Annotated in this window: 14 protein-coding genes; 11 read left to right on the top strand and 3 right to left on the bottom strand. The window is 56.6% G+C overall.

All coding sequences use genetic code 11. The features are described from left to right. Positions 1-19: 19 nt before the first annotated feature. From X756_RS139920 to X756_RS139940, 6 genes are all read left to right on the top strand, one after another. A complete protein-coding gene (locus X756_RS139920) occupies positions 20-1,147 on the top strand; it encodes a DegT/DnrJ/EryC1/StrS family aminotransferase (protein ID WP_023731358.1) in 1,128 nt (375 codons plus the stop codon). Further along, positions 1,144-1,647, top strand: coding sequence for a GNAT family N-acetyltransferase (locus X756_RS139925; protein WP_023731357.1), 504 nt, complete (start codon positions 1,144-1,146; stop codon positions 1,645-1,647). The genes X756_RS139920 and X756_RS139925 overlap by 4 nt, the downstream gene beginning before the upstream one ends. 69 nt (positions 1,648-1,716) lie before the next feature. Then, positions 1,717-2,862, top strand: a complete 1,146-nt coding sequence (locus tag X756_RS1000000168120) for a glycosyltransferase family 1 protein (RefSeq protein ID WP_245264576.1) — start codon at positions 1,717-1,719, stop codon at positions 2,860-2,862. Between the two features lie 202 nt (positions 2,863-3,064). Further along, positions 3,065-3,880: an ABC transporter permease gene (locus X756_RS139930; protein ID WP_023731355.1), complete on the top strand. Its 816-nt coding sequence runs from the start codon at positions 3,065-3,067 to the stop codon at positions 3,878-3,880. Next, a complete protein-coding gene (locus X756_RS139935; protein ID WP_023731354.1) occupies positions 3,877-4,617 on the top strand; it encodes an ABC transporter ATP-binding protein in 741 nt (246 codons plus the stop codon). The genes X756_RS139930 and X756_RS139935 overlap by 4 nt, the downstream gene beginning before the upstream one ends. An 89-nt stretch (positions 4,618-4,706) precedes the next feature. Then, positions 4,707-8,330: a glycosyltransferase gene (locus tag X756_RS139940; protein WP_023731353.1), complete on the top strand. Its 3,624-nt coding sequence runs from the start codon at positions 4,707-4,709 to the stop codon at positions 8,328-8,330. A gap of 120 nt (positions 8,331-8,450) precedes the next feature. Here the strand turns inward: X756_RS139940 and X756_RS1000000168115 are convergent, their stop codons facing one another. Beyond that, on the bottom strand, positions 8,451-9,074 hold the full coding sequence (locus X756_RS1000000168115) for a class I SAM-dependent methyltransferase (RefSeq protein WP_023731352.1): 624 nt from the start codon (positions 9,072-9,074) through the stop codon (positions 8,451-8,453). 515 nt (positions 9,075-9,589) lie between these two features. On the opposite strand from X756_RS1000000168115, the gene X756_RS139945 reads away from it, so the two are divergent. The 3 genes from X756_RS139945 to X756_RS139955 all read left to right on the top strand — a co-directional run bounded on the left by X756_RS139945 (position 9,590) and on the right by X756_RS139955 (position 13,206). Beyond that, entirely contained in the window at positions 9,590-11,578 is a 1,989-nt protein-coding gene (locus tag X756_RS139945; RefSeq protein ID WP_031239436.1) for a nucleoside-diphosphate sugar epimerase/dehydratase, read from the top strand. 138 nt (positions 11,579-11,716) lie between these two features. Next, the gene (locus tag X756_RS139950; RefSeq protein WP_023670713.1) at positions 11,717-12,649 is read left to right on the top strand and encodes a glycosyltransferase family 2 protein; all 933 of its coding nucleotides are present in this window, start codon (positions 11,717-11,719) and stop codon (positions 12,647-12,649) included. A gap of 17 nt (positions 12,650-12,666) precedes the next feature. Continuing rightward, a complete protein-coding gene (locus X756_RS139955; protein ID WP_023670714.1) occupies positions 12,667-13,206 on the top strand; it encodes a sugar transferase in 540 nt (179 codons plus the stop codon). Here the strand turns inward: X756_RS139955 and X756_RS139960 are convergent. Beyond that, on the bottom strand, positions 13,194-14,129 hold the full coding sequence (locus X756_RS139960; protein ID WP_023670715.1) for an NAD-dependent epimerase/dehydratase family protein: 936 nt from the start codon (positions 14,127-14,129) through the stop codon (positions 13,194-13,196). The genes X756_RS139955 and X756_RS139960 overlap by 13 nt on opposite strands. Further along, entirely contained in the window at positions 14,126-15,418 is a 1,293-nt protein-coding gene (locus X756_RS139965) for an O-antigen ligase family protein (RefSeq protein ID WP_031198404.1), read from the bottom strand. Before X756_RS139965 ends, X756_RS139960 begins: the two co-directional genes overlap by 4 nt. A 414-nt stretch (positions 15,419-15,832) precedes the next feature. Here X756_RS139965 and cysD point away from each other — a divergent pair, with 414 nt between their 5' ends. Both cysD and cysN read left to right on the top strand, forming a co-directional pair. Then, positions 15,833-16,738, top strand: a complete 906-nt coding sequence (gene cysD / locus X756_RS139970) for a sulfate adenylyltransferase subunit CysD (protein WP_023670717.1) — start codon at positions 15,833-15,835, stop codon at positions 16,736-16,738. 2 nt (positions 16,739-16,740) lie between these two features. Further along, positions 16,741-18,678 (top strand): sulfate adenylyltransferase subunit CysN, encoded by a 1,938-nt coding sequence (gene cysN / locus X756_RS139975; protein WP_023670718.1) that lies wholly within the window; start codon positions 16,741-16,743, stop codon positions 18,676-18,678. Positions 18,679-18,687: the final 9 nt, after the last annotated feature.

The following is an 18,687-nucleotide window of genomic DNA, read 5'->3' as shown; positions in this document are numbered from 1 at the left end:
CGCTACCGGAGCACATTTGATGTCAGTTCAGCTATTTGTACCGAATTTCCGTATTGAAGAATGCCTGTCGGAAATCCGTGAGTGCCTTGAAAAAGGATGGACAGGTCTTGGCTTCAAGACTGCGGAGTTTGAAACGGCGTGGAAGAACTATACCGGCATTCCGCATGCCCACTTCCTGAATTCCAACACGGTTGGACTTCACCTGGCTTTTGAGCTTTTCAAATCCAAGCACGGATGGAGCGACGACGACGAGGTTATCACGACGCCGCTGACTTTCGTTTCGACCAATCACGCCATCCTTCAGACAGGCCTCAAGCCGGTGTTCGCAGACGTTGATGAATACCTCTGCCTCGACCCCGAAAGCGTGCTCAAGCGGATCACGGACAAGACAAAAGCGCTGATCTTTGTCGGCATGGGAGGCAATACGGGCCGCTATCAGGAGATACTGGAGATTTGTCGCGCGCATGACATCAAGCTGGTGCTCGATGCGGCTCATATGTCAGGCACACGGGTCAACGGAACGCACATTGGCGGTGATGCCGATGCGACGATATTCAGTTTTCAGGCCGTCAAAAATCTTCCCACAGCCGATTCCGGAATGATCTGCTTCAAGGAGGCAGAGGATGACGAGCGAGTTCGTAAGCTGACTTGGTTGGGGATCAACAAGGATACATATGCTCGCACGGCCGCTCAGGGCGCCTACAAATGGATGTATGACGTCGAGGAGCTTGGCTACAAGTATCACGGCAACTCGATCATGGCCGCGATTGCTATCGTGCAGCTGAAATATCTTGATGTCGACAACGCGTTCCGGCGTCAGCTGGCATTTTGGTACCGTCAGCATCTTGAGGGTCACAACCACGTCAATGTAGTGCCGACCGTGGATAGTTGTGAGTCTGCCCAGCATCTTCTCCAGATACGCGTTCAGAACCGCGATAATCTGATGCTTGCCCTTAACGAGCACGGTGTCTATCCCGGCGTTCACTATCGTGACAACACCGACTACCGGATGTACGCCTTCGCGGCAGGTACCTGTCCAAATGCTTCGGCGGCAAGCAAGGAAATCATATCGTTGCCGCTGCATCTTCGCATGAGCAAGACGGATGTGGACTTGGTTTCCGAACTGGTTCTCAAATACGCCCAATGAAACCGCAAATCGCCCCTTTCGGAGACGGCACGGTTATCTTGAGGCTCGTGGAGGAGCGGGATCTCGAGACAATCCTTGCCTGGCGCAATCGTGACGACGCACGCGTCTGGTTCAACACATCCGACAGGATCAACCTTGCCGCGCATATCGCCTGGTACAAAAGCTACCTCAAAAAGAAAAATGATTTTTTCTTTCTGGTGGAAGCGAATGGCCACCCGGTCGGCCAGTGCGCCATTTACGATATCGATGAGAATACCCGGAGCGCGGAAGTTGGCCGATTTCTAGTCGCGCCAGAAATGGCTGGCAAAGGCTATATCGGCCGCTCATGCGCGGAAATCGTCCGCTTCGGCACGCAATTCCTGAACCTCTCCTATCTCTTCCTTGAGGTTATGGAGCAAAATACAAAAGCCATTCGCCTTTACATACGCGAGGGGTTTATTGAGGAAGGCCGTTCCGATGGCTTGATCCGCATGGGCTTGGGTCGAGGTAGAACTCCATGACCGCGAGGCGCAATTTCATGCTAACGCCTCCGCGCCGGGCTATGTGAGCTCGACATGGCCAGGATCCTAATGATCATAGAGGCAAAAATTGCCACTACATATTTGCTTGAGCAAATCATGGAGGCCTGTCGGGCTCATGGCGTCGATCACGAAGTAAAATTCATGACCGAACTTCAGGTAGGTGACTTTTCACCAAATACAATTCCAATGTTTGTAAGGTGCGCCGACTCACAGGCTTCGGCATGGGCAAAACTACTCTCTGATGCGGGCAGGCCATATGTGTACTATATTGATGATAATTTCTGGAGAATTGTTGGAGACAATCCTCTCGCATTGTATTATCGGCATCCAACTGTCAGGAAATCGTTGGAGTTTATGGTTTCTCATGCTGAGACCGTTATCGTAAACTCCCCCGAACTGGCTAGGTTCGTATCAAGTTTTAATGCCCGCGTGACGGTTCTGCCGTCGTTTTTCGATTTTTCACTCATTGACGGCCCGTCTTCGGTTTCTACTGACGAAATCCGAATCGGCTTTGCGGGAAGCCCTTCGCGGGTTGCTGATTTGAGTTTGATATCGCCGCTTATTCAGCCGATCCTGGAGAGATTTCCAAAAACGGTATTCGAGTTCGCCGGTGTCCTTCCATGGGGAGTTAAGGCCGGCGCACGAGTTCGGTTTTTTCCGCACACTGGCGACTACGGCGCCTACATCAAATTCCAGACTTCGAGAAATTGGGCGATTGGCTTGGCACCTCTGATCGACCATGAAGCAAACCGCAGCAAGACAGATAACAAGTATCGTGAGTATGGCGCCCTTCGTATAGCCGGGATATACTCAAACATTACTCCATACAAAGACGTCGTAAGGGATGCACAAACAGGACTTCTCGTTGACAATACCGAGAAAGCGTGGCTGGATGCGATATCAATGCTGGTTAAGTTGCCGGAAAAACGAAATGAATTGATTGGTGTCGCATTTGATGACGCTAAGAAACGATATAATTTAAGTACGGTCTCCCAGAATTGGGCTGACGTATTCATTCAAATGGATGGCCGTCGTCCGAAAAATGTAAAAAAGCTTAATTTGAGAAAAGTTAGGTGGGGGAAATTATGGGGGAGATTCGAAAGGTATAGAGTACACTTTATGGTGAACTATCGAGATGGAGGGTGTTTTCTTATCACCCAGAAAATAATTCGAAAAATACTGGTTCGTGCCTAGTGCTTTATGTCAATCGCATGGGGCGCTCATTTGACAGGTTATCCGGCCACATGATCTTTTGCGAATTGGCAACGCGCCCATGGGCTTGCCGTCTCCATCTGCAGCATCTCGCCGGTCATGGTCGGGGAGCACTGCAACGCGATGCTGAAATCACCCTCCATGGCGGCGCGCCTCAAGCGAAACGGCAAACTCGGTACTGCTCATGAAACACAGCTATTCAAGTGCGGACAAGAACAGGCTGCTCCGTGACGTCTTGCGCTCGCTTCTGCTTCATCGCGTCTGGTTTTTTATCGGCGTGCAAGACATCAAGCGTCGCTATCACCGTTCGTTCATCGGTCCGCTGTGGATTCTGCTCAACCTTGGACTCTATGTGGGGGCTATAGGTTTCGTTTACGGCGTCATGTTCGGGCAGGATCTGGGGGCCTTTCTTCCTTACCTGATGCTGGGTTTCGTTATCTGGGGGTTGATTTCCGCCTCCATCATCGATGCTGGCATGGTTTTCATAAATGCGGAGGGCTATATCAAGCAGTTCTCATACCCAAAGCAAATATACATTATGAGGACTTTAGTAAGTAGCAGTATGAATTTTGTAATTGGCCTGTTCGCTATCGGAATATTGCAGATTGCGCTTGGTATTTTTGAAGTTACCGGATGGCTTACGGCTGTTCCTGGTCTATTTATGTTATATATTGCCCTGATTGGTCATATCACGATATTCTCCTACCTAGGTGTTGCTTTTCGAGATCTTCCGCATGCCTTATCTGGTGTTTTGCAGGTCCTGTTCTATCTAACGCCGATCGTGGTTCCTGCCAGTGTTCTGAAGGATCACGGCCTGGAGCTCGTCTATATGATTAACCCCATCTACCATTTGATCGATATCGTGCGCCATCCAATTCTGTATGCAAGCTTCGCTCCGCTTTTTTCATACGAATTTGTGGCTGCCTATATTCTGATCTTGTACGGGATTGCTTGGTGCGTGGCTTCGCGGTTGGACAAAAAAGTGGTGTTCCTCCTTTGACGCAGAACTTCATACGACTGCATAACGCCGGCGTAATTTTCACCGGCGATATGAATACCGATGGGCTGATAGGCTGGTTGACCAGGAGACGCAGCGCGGGAGCGGCTCCCGGCGCCTATGCGGTTGAGGCCCTCAAGAATGTCACTGTTGCTATCGAGCAGGGCGAGAGGGTGGGGCTTATCGGCCTGAATGGGGCGGGGAAGAGCACGCTGTTGAAGGTGATGGCCGGCATCTACGCGCCGACCAGCGGAGTCGTCGAAACCGAAGGGCATGTTTGCCCGATGTTCGAGTTCGCAACCGGTTTCGAGATGAATCAAACCGGCCGGGACAACATCCGCATCCGCGGCTTGCTGCTTGGCATGACGCCCGATGAGATCGAGGCGAAGCTGCCGGAGATTGAGGAGTTTACGGAGCTTGGCGAGTTCCTGGGATATCCCGTTCGGACATATTCCGCGGGTATGTTCATTCGCCTCGCATTTGCTGTTTCAACGAGCATAAATCCGGAAATATTGCTTATAGATGAGGTGATGGGCGCTGGAGATATTCGTTTTGCGAAGAAGGCAAAACGTCGTATGTTTGAATTTATGGAGCAGGGTAAGATTCTTGTTTTCTCATCTCATAACTTTGATTTGTTGAAGAGTTTTTGCGCAAGAACTATTTGGATAGATAAGGGAATAATTGTTATGGATGGCGACACATCAGAGGTGATATCTGGATATGAGGCCTCGCAGCGATAAACTGTCTGCCTTGCGGCGGAGTAGAGCGGAGATCGACGTCACGTCGGCTTGTACGCGGAGCTCAATAGATATTTGAATTCGGAGGAAATATGAGATTCGGTGATTGTGGCCACGATCTTTCCATTAGCCACATCGACAGAAGGCGGTCGGTACCAGAAGTGACGGCGATCCTTCCTACTTTTGCGCGTGCTAACGGGTCCTTGCGGCTTTCAATTGAGAGCGTGCTTTCGCAAAGCTATGGCGATTTCGAGCTGATCATTGTGGATGACGGTTCGCGCGATGGAACTGCCGATGTGCTGAGTGAGTACCAGCTTGCCGATCCACGGGTCATCATACATTCGTACAAGCACAACAGTGGTCTTCCAGCCTTGCGCGTCAATCAGGCCGCGCTTCACGGTCGCGGCAAGTACATTGCCTATCAGTTTGATGATGATCTTTGGACGGAGGACAGCTTAAAGGTGCGTATGGCTTGGCTTGGGCGTCAAGCTGTTCCAAGCGTCGCCTATGGTAGCTGCGACGCCTATCGTGCGACGGACAAAGGCGATGTCTTTCTGCGGGTGCTTGGGCAGGAGTTCAATTATGGACTCCTGCTGCATGGCAACTATATCGCAAACAACTCAGTAATTCACCATGCTGCTCTTTTTGAAAGGCATGGCATGTACGACCCTCACGTGGCGGCCAGGCGATACTCGGACTACGATCTCTGGCTTCGTTTCGGAAGAAGTGCTCCCTTTCAATGGGTGGATGCGACGTGTTCGATCGTTCGCGCCGACATGGAGAACTCGCTTGGCCGGGATGTGCGGTCAGATTTTACCCGCACCTTGAAATACCTGCAGCTTGCGCGAGACAATCAGCTGAAGCCTGACAATATTGCTGGCTATGATCTGATTGGCGCCGAACATTGGAGGAACAGATTCTCGAAGTCCGAGATACAGAGGTACTATAGAGAAGAGGCTCTGCCGTTTGTTTCGAGGTATAATGACTACTGTAGCCCCTCAGAGCTGGCCGTTGCCGCATCCGGGGCTATGCAGCACAAGCGTATACTGGTGACGAAGCCTGATTACAGCACGTCTGTGGATGTGGCCGTTCGTAATTTTGAGAACCTTGAAAATCAAAGAGGCTTTAGCAGTACCTTCGTAAGGGAGCGAGATGTACGGCACTTCGACACGTCGGACACGGACATGGCCATCCTATACCGTACTGTGGGTCCCGCAGAGCAACTGTTGGCTGGTAAGGGGCGAAGGGGCATTCCGTGTGCCTATTTGATGGACGACAACATGCTTCGCTTCCATGAAGTGGGGGCAGAACATTCCTCTATCGCGCCTGGTACGCCTGGATACCGAAGCATAGTGACGCAGATATCCGCAGCCGATGCTGTTATCGGGTACAGCGATGAAATTATTGACGATTTTGGAAAGTATAATCGCCATAGGATTAGACTTCAATCCAATATACGTCGTCGTTATATTGAAAAACGAGAATACGGCAGGTCTGGAAAATTTCGAATAGCGATTTTTAGCAATAAATTTCGAGGTGTTATTATCACAAAAATCTGGGCTGGGCTACAACGTGTGGCGTCAGATTATAAGGATGACGTCGAATTTCACTTCTGGGGAATCGATCCGCGTGATTTCCCTGCTCTGGAGTGCGATGTCTATTTCAAGCCGTTCACCCATTCATATGACAGCTATCTTGCTGAACTAAGCAGCACTTATTTCGATATTTCGCTCACGCCTCTTGAGGGTGAGACACGTGCTGAACGGAGTAAGAGCCCTGTCAAATTGTTAGAATCGGTCACGGCAGGTGCGATTAGCGTAATGAGTAATGTGGCGCCGTATAGCCGCTTGCCCGATTCGGTTTGTGTCAAGGTGAGCAATCGACCTGATGACTGGGCAAACGCGATTGAAGGTCTGATCAAGATGAAGGCCGAGCAACGCGACAAAATATTGGAGAAGGTTCGTAGATATGTAGAAACCCATTATACCACGGAAAATCAATACTACGATTTTTATGGTGCGCTCGCCGCGACAGCACTTCATTCGCGTTTGAAGGATAAGGCAATTCTCTATGGCTTTCATGAGGCCGCGCTGGGAGGAGCAACCCTTCATTTGCTGCGGCATGCGGCGCTGGTATCTTCTTTCGGTTTCGACGTTGTGGGTTTGGTTCCGCAGGACGAGAGGTTTGGACCAGAATTTGCTCGTCTTTGGTGCGCGGCAACGAAGGATGCTCCGCTGTTGGAGGAGAACTGGCAGAACGGAATGAATGGTGTCGATGCGTCGAAAATCCGGTCGCTTCATGAGAGAGATCGGGAGGGTGCCCAACGCATTGGCGAAAGATTAGCTGGGCTTAATATAGGACTTCTTCACTTCGCAACCTGGCAGCCAGCTATGACGGCGCTTGGATTCGAACTTGGGGTTCCAGTTGTCGCTAGCGTTCATCAATACTATGAGGGCGCCAATACGACGGGCTTCGCCCATGCAATTCATTGCTCCTCGGCGACACATGGGGAGCGGTGGAAGAAAGAGTCTGGGGTCGCCGTGCGCCGTATCGTCTGCNTGCAGCCTCGCAAGAATCAACTCGCCGCCATCAACGCGGCCGTGCTTCTGCGAAAGGCTGGGCACAACGTTACTGTCCACGTGATCGGTTACGATGACCTTCATGTTGAGTACGCCAAGGAGTGCCGCGATTATGTGGCGGAACAAGGTCTGGAAAACCACGTCATCTTTCATGGGTTCGTTTCCGATCCGGAACGCTTCTACGCAGGCTGCGACGTGTTGCTCATTTCCGCCCTGGACGAATCTATGCCGCAGACGATGCTTCAGGCTATGGCGTCTGGTGTCGCTGTTATCTCGCCCAGTGTTGGCGGCGTATCCGAATTGATCAAGCATCGTTACAACGGGTTGATTGCCAAGGATACGTCCCCCGAGGAACTGGCGAATGCTGTTATGGAGTTTCTTGGATATCCAGTTGTGCGGCGATCTGAGATGTTAAGAAGTGCTTATCGGACGATAAGCGTCCTGGGACGTTCAAGCTATGTCCGTGCCGAATTGATGGATCTCTATGGGGCAGCCTTCAGCAAGGCGGCGTCCGAGAAGTCGATCGAGGCGGTCGCTGATGTCTCGATGGCTCGACCGGACGTGCTCCCAGAGAGATTTGAGCCCGCTGTGGTTTCCACAATTGCCAGGCTCCATTCGGAGGTTGAAGCTCAACATTTCTCACGTCCACTCAGGCTTGCGAGAGCCGTTAACTGGCGGACGAGCGAAATGTGGGACATGGTTTCTTCCGTTTTCGCTCCGCTTGACCTTTTCAGCCGCCAGCACTTCGGCCGCATGCGACGTGATGAACTGCGTCTGAGCGAGGATCTCTCGAGCATATCTTATAGAGAATATACCGTTCGTTTCGCGCTTACCTCCCTATCGGTTGTCCATCTTGGCATCGTGCCACTTATTCGGACGCAGGCAGGGCTCATAGGCATAGAGATCGTGTCCAGCAATGATAAGATTATGGGTTCCGTGACCCGCTCACTCGCCGATATTGAAGAGGGCCTCCCCGCAAGATTTTCGTTTGACACGCCTGTTCGTGATCTTCAGGCGGGGTGGCGGCTCAGAGTTTTCGTGCGCGAAGCGGACGTACCGGTCACCATCTATGAGGTGGTGCGGCCACCGGTGATCTACGGCGCACTAAAGCGTTTTCCCTTCGCTAGATTCGAGTAGCTACGGTCGCTGCGTCTAAAGCGAGTGACGGAGGTTGCACGATTTGGATGAGCGCGCAGCGTGATGTGCATACAATCCGTGACCAGTGGAGCGCATTAGCCAATTCGCGCTTAGCAATTGTCAAGAATGGCGCGTGACAATGTATGCTTGGCCCCCGGAGCGAAGGCTAACGGTCTCAATTTCGCCTAGGTCCCTTGGCCCTATGGCACGGATAATTTTCCGAATAAAAGCATCTGAATATCGTCGGTGTAAAAACTGAACGCCGCCAATCGTCTCGTAATTTTCCTCTATTTCCTGTTCGTCGCTTGGCCAAGTTGTGAAGATGCAGGTCTTCCGCGTGACACGAAGCAATTCAGCTACGAACTGGTCTATCTCAGGAATGTGGCCGAGCACCTCAAAACACAGAACCACATCGAATTCCTCCTTTCCGAAAGCAAGATAATAACCATCACCTAAAATAAATTTGCCTTCTGGGAAATTGCCTATCGCTTTCTCCAGCATTTTTATAGATGAGTCGATACCAATATATCTGGAATCGCTAAGTATACCATTGGTGAGTTTTTCGTAAATGAGGCCGGTCCCGCAGCCAACTTCGAGAATGGAAGGTGCATGGGAATCAACATGATGCGATACTATGTGGACTAGCTCTTCGCGATGAGCATCTTCGGTTGGGGAATTCTGCCAGATCGACTGAATTTCATCTGCAATTCCATCAACATCCCAATTGTCCCAAGCTCGAACCATGGGTCACTTCCTCTGATTTGAGTGTCTGGTCGACGATACCAGCAGCCTCCGCTAGCCAGTAATCTAGGATTTATCAGGGCACGGCTTCCCACATGGACGCCGGTCGCATGGAATGCGGATTGTCTCCGGCCCGCTTGGCATATAGTATCTGGCTGTTGGCTCGCCTCCAGCCTTTGGTTGCGCCTCCTGTCGCGCGATATGCGCCACAGGCGGGTTGGGCATGACATCTCGAAATCTCGACCGTTCCATCGCCGGTATTATAGCGATCGAGGGCTGACGTATGCACGGGCTGGCTTGAGATCACTCCTCAAAAGGGTGGCTGTTTGAGCGCCCGATTCATCAACCGGACGTGCCATCCAAAAAATATCTGGCGGTAACCGCAACTCCGCGCTATGCGATATGGGCAGCGGGGGCTGGGGATTGGCACTCTAATCAAGTGGTGGATGACGGGTTTCCGTCGCTCTTGCACCAATGTTAGTGTCCAAGTCCTTGCGCCTGGAGTTCAGTACTACCCAATGACATCCTATGTAGAGGTCGTGTCCGGACTTCGGCCGAAGATGCGGCGCGCCATTATAATGATCCAGGATCTGGTCATGGTCCTGGTCGCGGTGGCGCTGAGTCTGGGGCTTTCTCAGTCGAGACTTTCATTCGACGCGCTCTCCACGGCCGGCCTGGCGTGCTGGGCAAGTATTGTTTTTCTCAGCCATATGCTGTTTCGCTATTGCGGCCTCTACAACACCGTGTGGCGTTTCGCCTCCACGCCGGACTTCTTCAACATCCTGAAGAGCTGCGCCATCCTGACCGTCACGCTCTATGTCGTCTCGCTGGCGGTTCGATCGTTTCAGCCGGTGACCGGCCTCAACGAGCGCCAGTTCATCGTCTTTTTCCTCGTCTCCTTCACCATCATATCGGCGCCTCGGCTCTATTACCGGTTCCTGCGCGACGGGGCGAGCTGGCGAATCCTGAGCCGCAACGCAAACAATGCGGCGATCAAACAAGCGCTGTTCGTCGGCAGGCTTGGCGAAGCAGACGTCATCATCCGCTTCACACGCACGGCCGAGCCGGCCGAATATTCCATCGCCGGCATCATGGCCATCGAGAACGGCGCGCCGTTGGGCACGCAGATACAGGGCGTTCCGGTGGTGGCCGTGCGGCCCCGCCTGGTCGAGGTCCTCGAAGAATATGCAAGAGGCACCAAAAGCCTCGACATGCTGATTTTCGGCAATGGCACCGAACGCGAGATCGAGGAATATTCGGAACTGGTCCGTGTCGCCCGTCACAGCGGTATCGCCGTCGTCCAATTCTCCGGCGTTTCGGAGCTCGGCCAAGGCGGAAAGCTGGTACTCGACGCTGTCGAGATGGAAACCATCCTGCGCCGCTCCACAGTTGCTTCCGATATGGAGCGGATCGGCGGCTTTATCGGTGGCAAGCGCGTCCTGGTCACCGGCGGCGCCGGCTCAATCGGTCGCATCCTGGTCAAGCGGTCGCTGGAACTTGGCGCCGAGGCGGTTCTGGTCGCCGATATCTCGGAGTTCGGTATTTTCCAGCTCGACCAGCAGGTTGACGAAAAGGACCATGTCCGGCTCAAGAGCCGCATCGTCGATGTCACAGACCGGCGCCAGATCACCCGCGTCGTCAGCGATTTCAAGCCCGACATCATCTTCCATGCCGCCGCGCTCAAACATGTGCCGCTGCTCGAGGAAAATTGGGAATCGGCGATCCAGACCAACATTTTAGGCACCCTCGTCTGCGCCGAGGTTGCCGCCAAATGCGGGGTGCCGCAGTTCCTGCTGATTTCCAGCGACAAGGCGGTCGATCCGACCTCGGTGCTCGGCATGACGAAACGCGCCGCCGAGCAGATCGTCTCTTCGCTGCACGAAACGCATGCCACCGGGCCTAGCGGCCGTCGCTCCGGCACCAAGTTCATCGCCGTGCGGTTCGGCAATGTCTTCGGCTCCAATGGCTCGGTCGCCACCATCTTCCAGGCGCAGATCGAGGCCGGCGGTCCGGTCACCATCACCGATCGTCGCATGACCCGCTACTTCATGACGGTGGCCGAAGCCGTCGACCTCGTCATCATGTCGGCGGCCGACGCCGAGCGGCGCCAGGGCAAGGACGACTACGCCATCTACATGCTCGACATGGGCAAGCCGGTGCCGATCCTCGAAGTCGCTGAAACCATGATCCGCATGGCCGGCAAAAGCCCCTACACCGACATTCCGATCCGTTTCACCGGGATCAGGCCGGGCGAGAAGCTTCACGAGGTGCTGCATGGCGGCAATGAGGAGATCGTCGCGCTGGATATCCCCAAGATCTTCGGCCTCAGGACCGATGTCGTGGGATGGCCCAAGGTCCAGGAGGCGCTGACATTGCTGCAGGCGGCCATGCGCGATCAGGACAAGGCCTCGGCGCTCGCCGTCATGGCCGGCCTCTATCAGGCGGAAGAGCCTCCAAGTGACGCACGCCGGGAAACCGTTGCGAAAACAGTCGGGCAAGCTGGTTAGAGCAATTCCAGGAAAAGTGTGGAGCGGTTTTCCGTCCGGGATTGCGTCAAAACAAAGAGCCTGTCCTGATCGACCGGGATTGGCTATTGAAACCGATCCGATGGCCGTTCCCAGGCGTTTGCAGATGATTTTGAACCAGTGAGCAGACAAGATCAGCGCGTGGCCGTGCTGCTGGGCACGAAAGATGGCGCGGCTTTCCTTGACGAGCAGCTCGCGTCGCTGGCTGCGCAATCGCATCCTGTTGTCGACCTCTGGGTTTCCGACGACGGTTCGACAGACGGCACTTCGGCCATTATCGGCGCCTGGCAGAGCCGCTGGTCCAAGGGCCGGTTGACCCTGTCGAATGGTCCTCGCCAAGGCTTTGCCGCCAATTTCCGCGCGATGATCATCGATCCGCGCATCGAGGCCGACTACTACGCCTTCTGCGACCAGGACGACATCTGGGAGCCGGACAGGCTGGAGAGCGCCATTGCCTGGATGCAAGGGCACGACGCCGGAACGCCGCTGCTATTTTGCTCCAGAACCGCGACCATGTCCGAAACCGGAGCAGCGCAAGGGTATTCGCCGCTGTTCCAGCATCCACCCGCATTTCGCAATGCGCTTGTGCAAAGCATTGCCGGCGGCAACACGATGATGATCAACCGCGCCGCGCGAAAGTTGCTGGCAAAGGCATCGGCAAGGACCGAGTTCGTCAGCCATGACTGGTGGACCTATCTGATCGTCACGGCTGCCGGCGGCATTGTCCGCTATGACCCGCGACCGCTGGTGCGCTACCGCCAGCATGAGGCAAACTTGGTCGGCGCCAACGTGTCGTGGAAGGCGAGGCTGTCGCGGCTGGGGCGCCTGTTCAGGGGCGAGTTCGCCGTCTGGACCGATCACAATCTGAGCGGCCTGGCGGTCAATCGCGACATCCTCTCGAGGGATGCCGCCGCCTGTCTCGGCCTGTTCATCAGGGCACGAAAGGGCGGTATCCTGCGACGCCTGCGCCTTCTCAGGAAAAGCGGCGTCTACCGGCAGACGCTGGCTGGGACGCTTGGGCTCTATCTGGCCTTCATCTGGCGGCGGATCTAGAGCATGCAGACACGGCCATGAGGGAACCCAAGCGAGCTTTCGACCTGGCGGTGGCGGCGCTGCTGCTGCCACTGGCCTCGCCTTTCGTCCTGCTTGCCATGCTGGCAATCAGGACGACGTCGCCTGGACCGGCACTCTTCTCTCAAACCCGTGTCGGCCAGCACGGGGTGCCGTTTGCCTGCCACAAGCTGCGCACGATGGTTGTGGGAACGCCGTCTCTGCCCTCGCATCAGGCGCCGGCAATTTCCGTCACTGCCGTCGGCAAGGTGCTGCGGAAATTCAAGATCGACGAGCTGCCGCAGCTCTGGAACGTGCTCAAGGGCGAGATGAGCCTGGTTGGGCCGCGTCCATGCCTGCCCACGCAAACCGAATTGATCGAACGCCGCAGGCAATTGGGTGTGCTTGCCGCACTTCCGGGCATTACCGGGCTGGCACAGATGAAAGGCATCGACATGTCGGATCCGAAACTCTGCGCCGAAACGGATGCCGAATATCTCAGGGGGGCCTCGATCGGACTCGACGTCAAAATCCTGCTTGGCACAATCTACCGGACCTGACGGGCCTGTCGTGCAAGTTCCTCAATCCGGCCGAGCGTGTCGGTTTCCGGCATCCAGCCTTCCGAGATCAGCAGTGACGGGTCGCAAATCTGTGTCGCCATGGAAGCGTCGTACGCTGCTTTTCTGCCAAGCAGTGTGGCGAACAGCCTGAATGGCCAGGCCGGCACAGGAACGAGCCGGGTCGGAACGTCGTATCCGTGCCTGAATGCAGTCAAGATTTCGAACATCGCAACGGGGGAAGCATCGCCCAGGACATAGGTCGGGCGCGGTGGCGTGGGACGAGTCAAAAGATGCGCCACGGCGCCAGCCACCGCGTCGCGCGATATCAGCGAACGAACTGCGGTGAAAGCGCCTAAGGGCAATGGTAAGGCAATGGCGGCAGCCCGCATCATTCCACGCAGGTTTCCCTTCATGCCTTCGCCATAGACCGGCGGCAGGCGCAGCGCCGTGGCATCGGAGGGCCTGGACGCATAGGCTTCCAGTGTCTTGATCTCGCCTTCGCGTTTCGAGCGCCCGTAGGCGCATTGCGGGGCAGGGAGCGTCGCCTCGCTGATCGTTCCGCTGAAACCGGGACCGGCTACTGCCCGGATCGACGACAGATAGATGAAGCGCCCGCTTGTCCGCGAGGCGGCCGCGCGCGCCAGCTGCGCGGTCAGTGTCGCGTTGGCTGCCATGAAGTCGGCTTCGCTCGCCTTGCGGTCATTGTTGAGCGCCGCACAGTGGACGACATGGGTGATATCTCGCATCAGCGCCTGGTATGCCTGAGCCGGTGCGTCGAAGTCCGGCAACAAAACCGCATCGCTCACGGGATCGAGCCGTTCCGGGTGGCGCGATGCCATGCGCACCCCGAACCCGGCTTCGCGCAGCTGGTTGACGACCTGCCTGCCGATGAAACCCGTCGCGCCTGTGACCAGCACTTTCACGGCCGGCTTGCCTGGGGCGCCGGGGCCGGTGCCTGTTGTTCCGGCAGCATTTGTTGCCGGCCCGATGCAAGATATGTCCCGGACACCAGGAACACCATCAGTGTGGCATCGAGGATGTCGTGGCCGACCAGAATGCCGGTCAGGCCGCCGATGAGGTAGGTGATCGCAGTGACGACAATCATCGTGGCGCCGAACCGCTCGATCGCGTCCGTGCTGGTGCGCAGCACGATGGCCGCGTTTCTCGCGGCAACGAAGAACACAGCCGCGAGCGTTACGGCTCCAAGCAGCCCGGCCTCCACCAATGCAGTCAGGAAGCCATTGTGAAAATGGCTGAAGCCCGTGGACGGCATGTGGAACTGATTGTGGAATCCATCCTTTATCAGCTCACGGCTTGCAGCAATGCCGTGACCGAAAATCGGCATGTCGTGGAAGGCGCTCAGCCCAATCTGCCAAAGTGCTGCGCGCAAGCCGAGCGCGGTCGTGTGGTCGCCCTTCGTGGCGAGCGCATCCCAGTCGCTGAACAGGAAGGCCGCGCGCTCGGAAATGATGGGGAGACCAATGACCGCGATAACGATGCCGATCGCGCCCGCAATCAGCAAAAGCCGAATGGCGTTTCTGTTGTTGAGCTTGCGACGGTTGATCAGCAGGACCGCGATGCCGGCCACCAGCATCGCCAGCCAGATGATCCGCGACCCCGAATAGACAATGTCGACCGCGCCGGCCAGTGTCGCGCAGGCCAGCAACGCCCTGTTCTTTTCGACACCCGATAAGGCGCCTGCCAGGCACATCATCATGCTGAGGCAGGCGACGGTCGCGAACACGATCGGATTGCCGGCGCCGCCTTCGGCCCGTATGCCCAGCCCGTGATATTGCACGACCGCCAGCAGCAGGGCGCCAAAACAGGCGGCGGCGCTCGCCAGCACGACGATGCGCGTCAGCGTGGTTTTCTCGGTAATGCTCCAGGTCGCGTATGAGACAGGGAAAAACAGGAAGGTGATCAGCCCTGCCAGATGCGGCGCATCCCTGGCGATCGAATTGTTGACGATGGAGGCGAGCACGCTGGCTGCGCAATAGGCATAGATGGCCACCGTCATCGCGGTCATCGGCCGGTCGATGTTGAAACGCCGTCTTTTCAGCGCAAGCAGAAGCACCGACCACAGGCCGCCGCCATTGAACAAAAAGCTGACCGCCGATCCCAGTACCGGAGGGAAAAAGAAGCACAAAATGGAGAAGGTGACGTTGATCCGTGACGGCGAAACGTGCTGCTTGATGGCGGAGATCGGGGTCAATGCTCTGGTTCACAATGCGCTGGGTCGCGTGGCGACGGACAATGTTTGGCGGCGGCATTTGCGGCATGCCGCCCGGCGCAGGTTCAGGAGCCGGTATAGCGGCTGGGTGCGGTTTTCGAAAGTGCGACGAGGTCCGGCCGGCGTTTCTTTCGGTCCAGGCAAGATTTTTCCCGGCCTTTGAATGCTATCGCTCCGTCGGGCAGGAATTTTCGGATTCTAGGCTTTTCATGGAAAATTCGTTGCCGATCGGTGTGGCCGCCGGCCTTTCCAGCGTTGTTATATCAGGTGGCGATCTGCTAGAACGCCGGCACGAACCGATAGTGTCCAGCAGTGAAGCTTGAACCGGGCGGCTGAAAAGGACGCCCGATCCATCTGATGCAAGGTCTGGATTGCACGAGAGAACGCTCACAGTCCATGAACATCGCGCTTACGCACCTGCAGCGGCTCGAGGCCGAGTCCATCCACATCTTCCGTGAGGTTGCCGCCTCCTTCTCCAAGCCGGTGATGCTCTATTCCGTCGGCAAGGATTCCTCCGTGCTGATGCATCTGGCGATGAAGGCCTTCTATCCGGCCAAGCCGCCTTTCCCCTTCCTGCATGTCGACACCACCTGGAAGTTCCGCGAGATGATCGCCTTTCGCGACCAGATGGCGCAGAAGCTCGGCTTCGACCTGCTGGTCCACGTCAATGAAGACGGCGTGCGCGACGGTATCAACCCCTTTGACCATGGCTCGAACACCCACACCCATGTCATGAAGACGGTGGCGTTGCGCCAGGCGCTCGACAAATACGGCTTTGACGCTGCCTTCGGCGGGGCTCGGCGCGACGAGGAGAAGTCGCGCGCCAAGGAGCGCATCTTTTCCTTCCGCAACGCCCAGCATGTCTGGGACCCGAAGAACCAGCGGCCGGAGATGTGGAAGATCTTCAACACCCGCATCGCGCCGGGCGAATCGATCCGCGTGTTTCCGCTGTCGAACTGGACCGAGCTCGATATCTGGCAGTACATTCTGCAGGAAAACATCCCGATCGTGCCGCTCTATTTCGCCAAGGAGCGGCCGGTGGTCGAACGCGACGGCATGCTGATCATGAAGGATGACGATCGCATGCAATTGCGCCCCGGTGAGACGATGGAGAACCGTCTGGTGCGTTTCCGCACGCTCGGCTGTTATCCGCTGACCGGCGCCATCGAATCCGACGCGGACACGCTCGAAGCCATCGTCGGCGAGATGCTGACGGCGCGCACCTCCGAGCGCCAGGGCCGCCTCATCGACCGCGATGAAGCCGGCTCGATGGAAAAGAAGAAGCGCGAGGGATATTTCTGAGCATGCGCCATATCCTGGCCAAGAGCCTCGCTCCCACCGACGGCGTGCGCGAATACATGGCGGCGCAGGAGAAGAAGTCGCTGCTGCGCTTCCTCACCTGCGGCTCGGTCGACGACGGCAAGTCGACGCTGATCGGCCGTCTTCTGTCCGACACAAAGCAGATCTTCGAGGACCAGCTCGCCGCACTCGAGCGCGATTCCCGCAAGCACGGCACCACTGGCGACGACATCGACTTCGCGCTTCTGGTCGACGGCCTCGAGGCCGAGCGCGAGCAAGGCATCACCATCGACGTCGCCTACCGCTTCTTCGCCACGCCCAAGCGCAAGTTCATCGTCGCCGACACCCCCGGCCATGAACAGTACACCCGCAACATGGCGACCGGCGCATCGACTGCCGATCTCGCCATCGTGCTGATCGATGCGCGCCAGGGTGTGCTGCGCCAGACCCGGCGCCACTCGATCATCGCTTCGCTGCTCGGCATCCGCCATATCGTGCTTGCCGTCAACAAGATCGACCTCGTCGATTTCGACCAGGCGGTGTTCGACCGTATCGTCGAGGATTACCGGCAGTTCTCGCACGAGCTCGGCTTCCAGACGATCGTGCCGATCCCGATGTCGGCCCGCTATGGGGACAATGTCACCAGCCGCTCCGGCAAGACGGCGTGGTATTCCGGCCCGTCGCTGATCGAGCATCTCGAAACCATATCGGTCGACGAGGCCGCGGTCGAACTGCCGTTCCGGTTTCCGGTGCAGTATGTCAACCGGCCCAATCTCGACTTCCGCGGCTTTGCCGGCACCATCGCGTCCGGCTCCGTCGCGCAGGGCGACGAGGTGGTGGTCGCCAAATCCGGCAAGGCCTCGCGGGTCAAGCGCATCGTCGCGCAAGGCGGCGATCTTGCCCAGGCGGTGGCCGGCCAGGCCATCACCCTTGTGCTCGATGACGAGGTCGAGGTCTCCAGAGGCAACATGCTGGTGTCGCCGGCGGCACGGCCGCAGGTCGCCGACCAGTTCGCCGCCAACATCGTCTGGTTCGACGAGGCAGCGCTGCTGCCGGGACGCTCCTATATACTGCGCACCGAGACCGACCAGACCAGCGCCACCGTCACCGACCTGAAATACCGCGTCAACGTCAACGACTTCGCTCGCGAGGCGGCGAAGTCGCTCGAGATGAACGAAGTCGGCATCTGCAATATCTCGACCCGGGCGCCGATCGCCTTCGACACCTTCGCCGACAACCGCGATACCGGCGCCTTCATCCTGATCGACCGCATCACCAATGCCACGGTCGGCGCCGGCATGATCCTGCATTCCTTGCGCCGCGCCGAAAACATCCATTGGCAGTCGCTCGATGTCGGCAAGCGCGGCCGCTCCGACCTCAAGAGCCAGCGCCCCGCCGTATTCTGGTTCACCGGTCTTTCCGGCTCGGGCAAGTCGACCATCGCCAATCTGCTTGAGAAGAAGCTGTTCGCTTCGGGGCGTCACACCTACATTCTCGACGGCGACAATGTCCGCCACGGCCTCAACCGCGATCTCGGCTTCACCGACGCCGATCGGGTCGAAAACATCCGCCGTGTCGCCGAAGTGGCAAAGCTGATGGCCGATGCCGGGCTGATCGTCATCGTCTCCTTCATTTCCCCCTTCAGCGCCGAGCGGCGCATGGCCAGGGAGTTGATGGCCGACGGCGAGTTCGTCGAAGTGTTCGTCGATACGCCGTTCGAGGAATGCGCCCGACGCGACCCGAAAGGCCTTTACGCACGGGCGCTGAATGGCGAGATCAAGAACTTCACCGGCGTCGATTCCCCGTATGAAGCTCCCGAAAATCCCGAAATCCATCTCAAGACACTCGGCAAGACGGCCGAGGAGATGGTAGAGGCTCTGGAACACTGGCTGAATGAGCGCGACATTGCCGAAGACCAATATGACAGCGGCGGCGGCATCTGACGACGAAGT

This window comes from Mesorhizobium sp. LNJC405B00, from assembly GCF_000502615.1.
Classification (GTDB): Bacteria; Pseudomonadota; Alphaproteobacteria; order Rhizobiales; family Rhizobiaceae; genus Mesorhizobium.
The sequence above is the reverse complement of the archived record's forward strand: the minus strand, read 5'-3'. Positions and strand labels throughout refer to the sequence as shown.

What these genes read in the sequence shown, in the direction of transcription:
- cysN (WP_023670718.1), top strand. Translation starts at nt 16,741, where the DNA reads ATGCGCCATATCCTGGCCAAGAGCCTCGCTCCCACCGACGGCGTGCGC.
- cysD (WP_023670717.1), top strand. Translation starts at nt 15,833, where the DNA reads ATGAACATCGCGCTTACGCACCTGCAGCGGCTCGAGGCCGAGTCCATC.
- X756_RS139925 (WP_023731357.1), top strand. Translation starts at nt 1,144, where the DNA reads ATGAAACCGCAAATCGCCCCTTTCGGAGACGGCACGGTTATCTTGAGG.
- X756_RS1000000168115 (WP_023731352.1), bottom strand. Translation starts at nt 9,074, where the DNA reads ATGGTTCGAGCTTGGGACAATTGGGATGTTGATGGAATTGCAGATGAA.
- X756_RS139955 (WP_023670714.1), top strand. Translation starts at nt 12,667, where the DNA reads ATGAGGGAACCCAAGCGAGCTTTCGACCTGGCGGTGGCGGCGCTGCTG.
- X756_RS139930 (WP_023731355.1), top strand. Translation starts at nt 3,065, where the DNA reads ATGAAACACAGCTATTCAAGTGCGGACAAGAACAGGCTGCTCCGTGAC.
- X756_RS139920 (WP_023731358.1), top strand. Translation starts at nt 20, where the DNA reads ATGTCAGTTCAGCTATTTGTACCGAATTTCCGTATTGAAGAATGCCTG.
- X756_RS139945 (WP_031239436.1), top strand. Translation starts at nt 9,590, where the DNA reads ATGACATCCTATGTAGAGGTCGTGTCCGGACTTCGGCCGAAGATGCGG.
- X756_RS1000000168120 (WP_245264576.1), top strand. Translation starts at nt 1,717, where the DNA reads ATGATCATAGAGGCAAAAATTGCCACTACATATTTGCTTGAGCAAATC.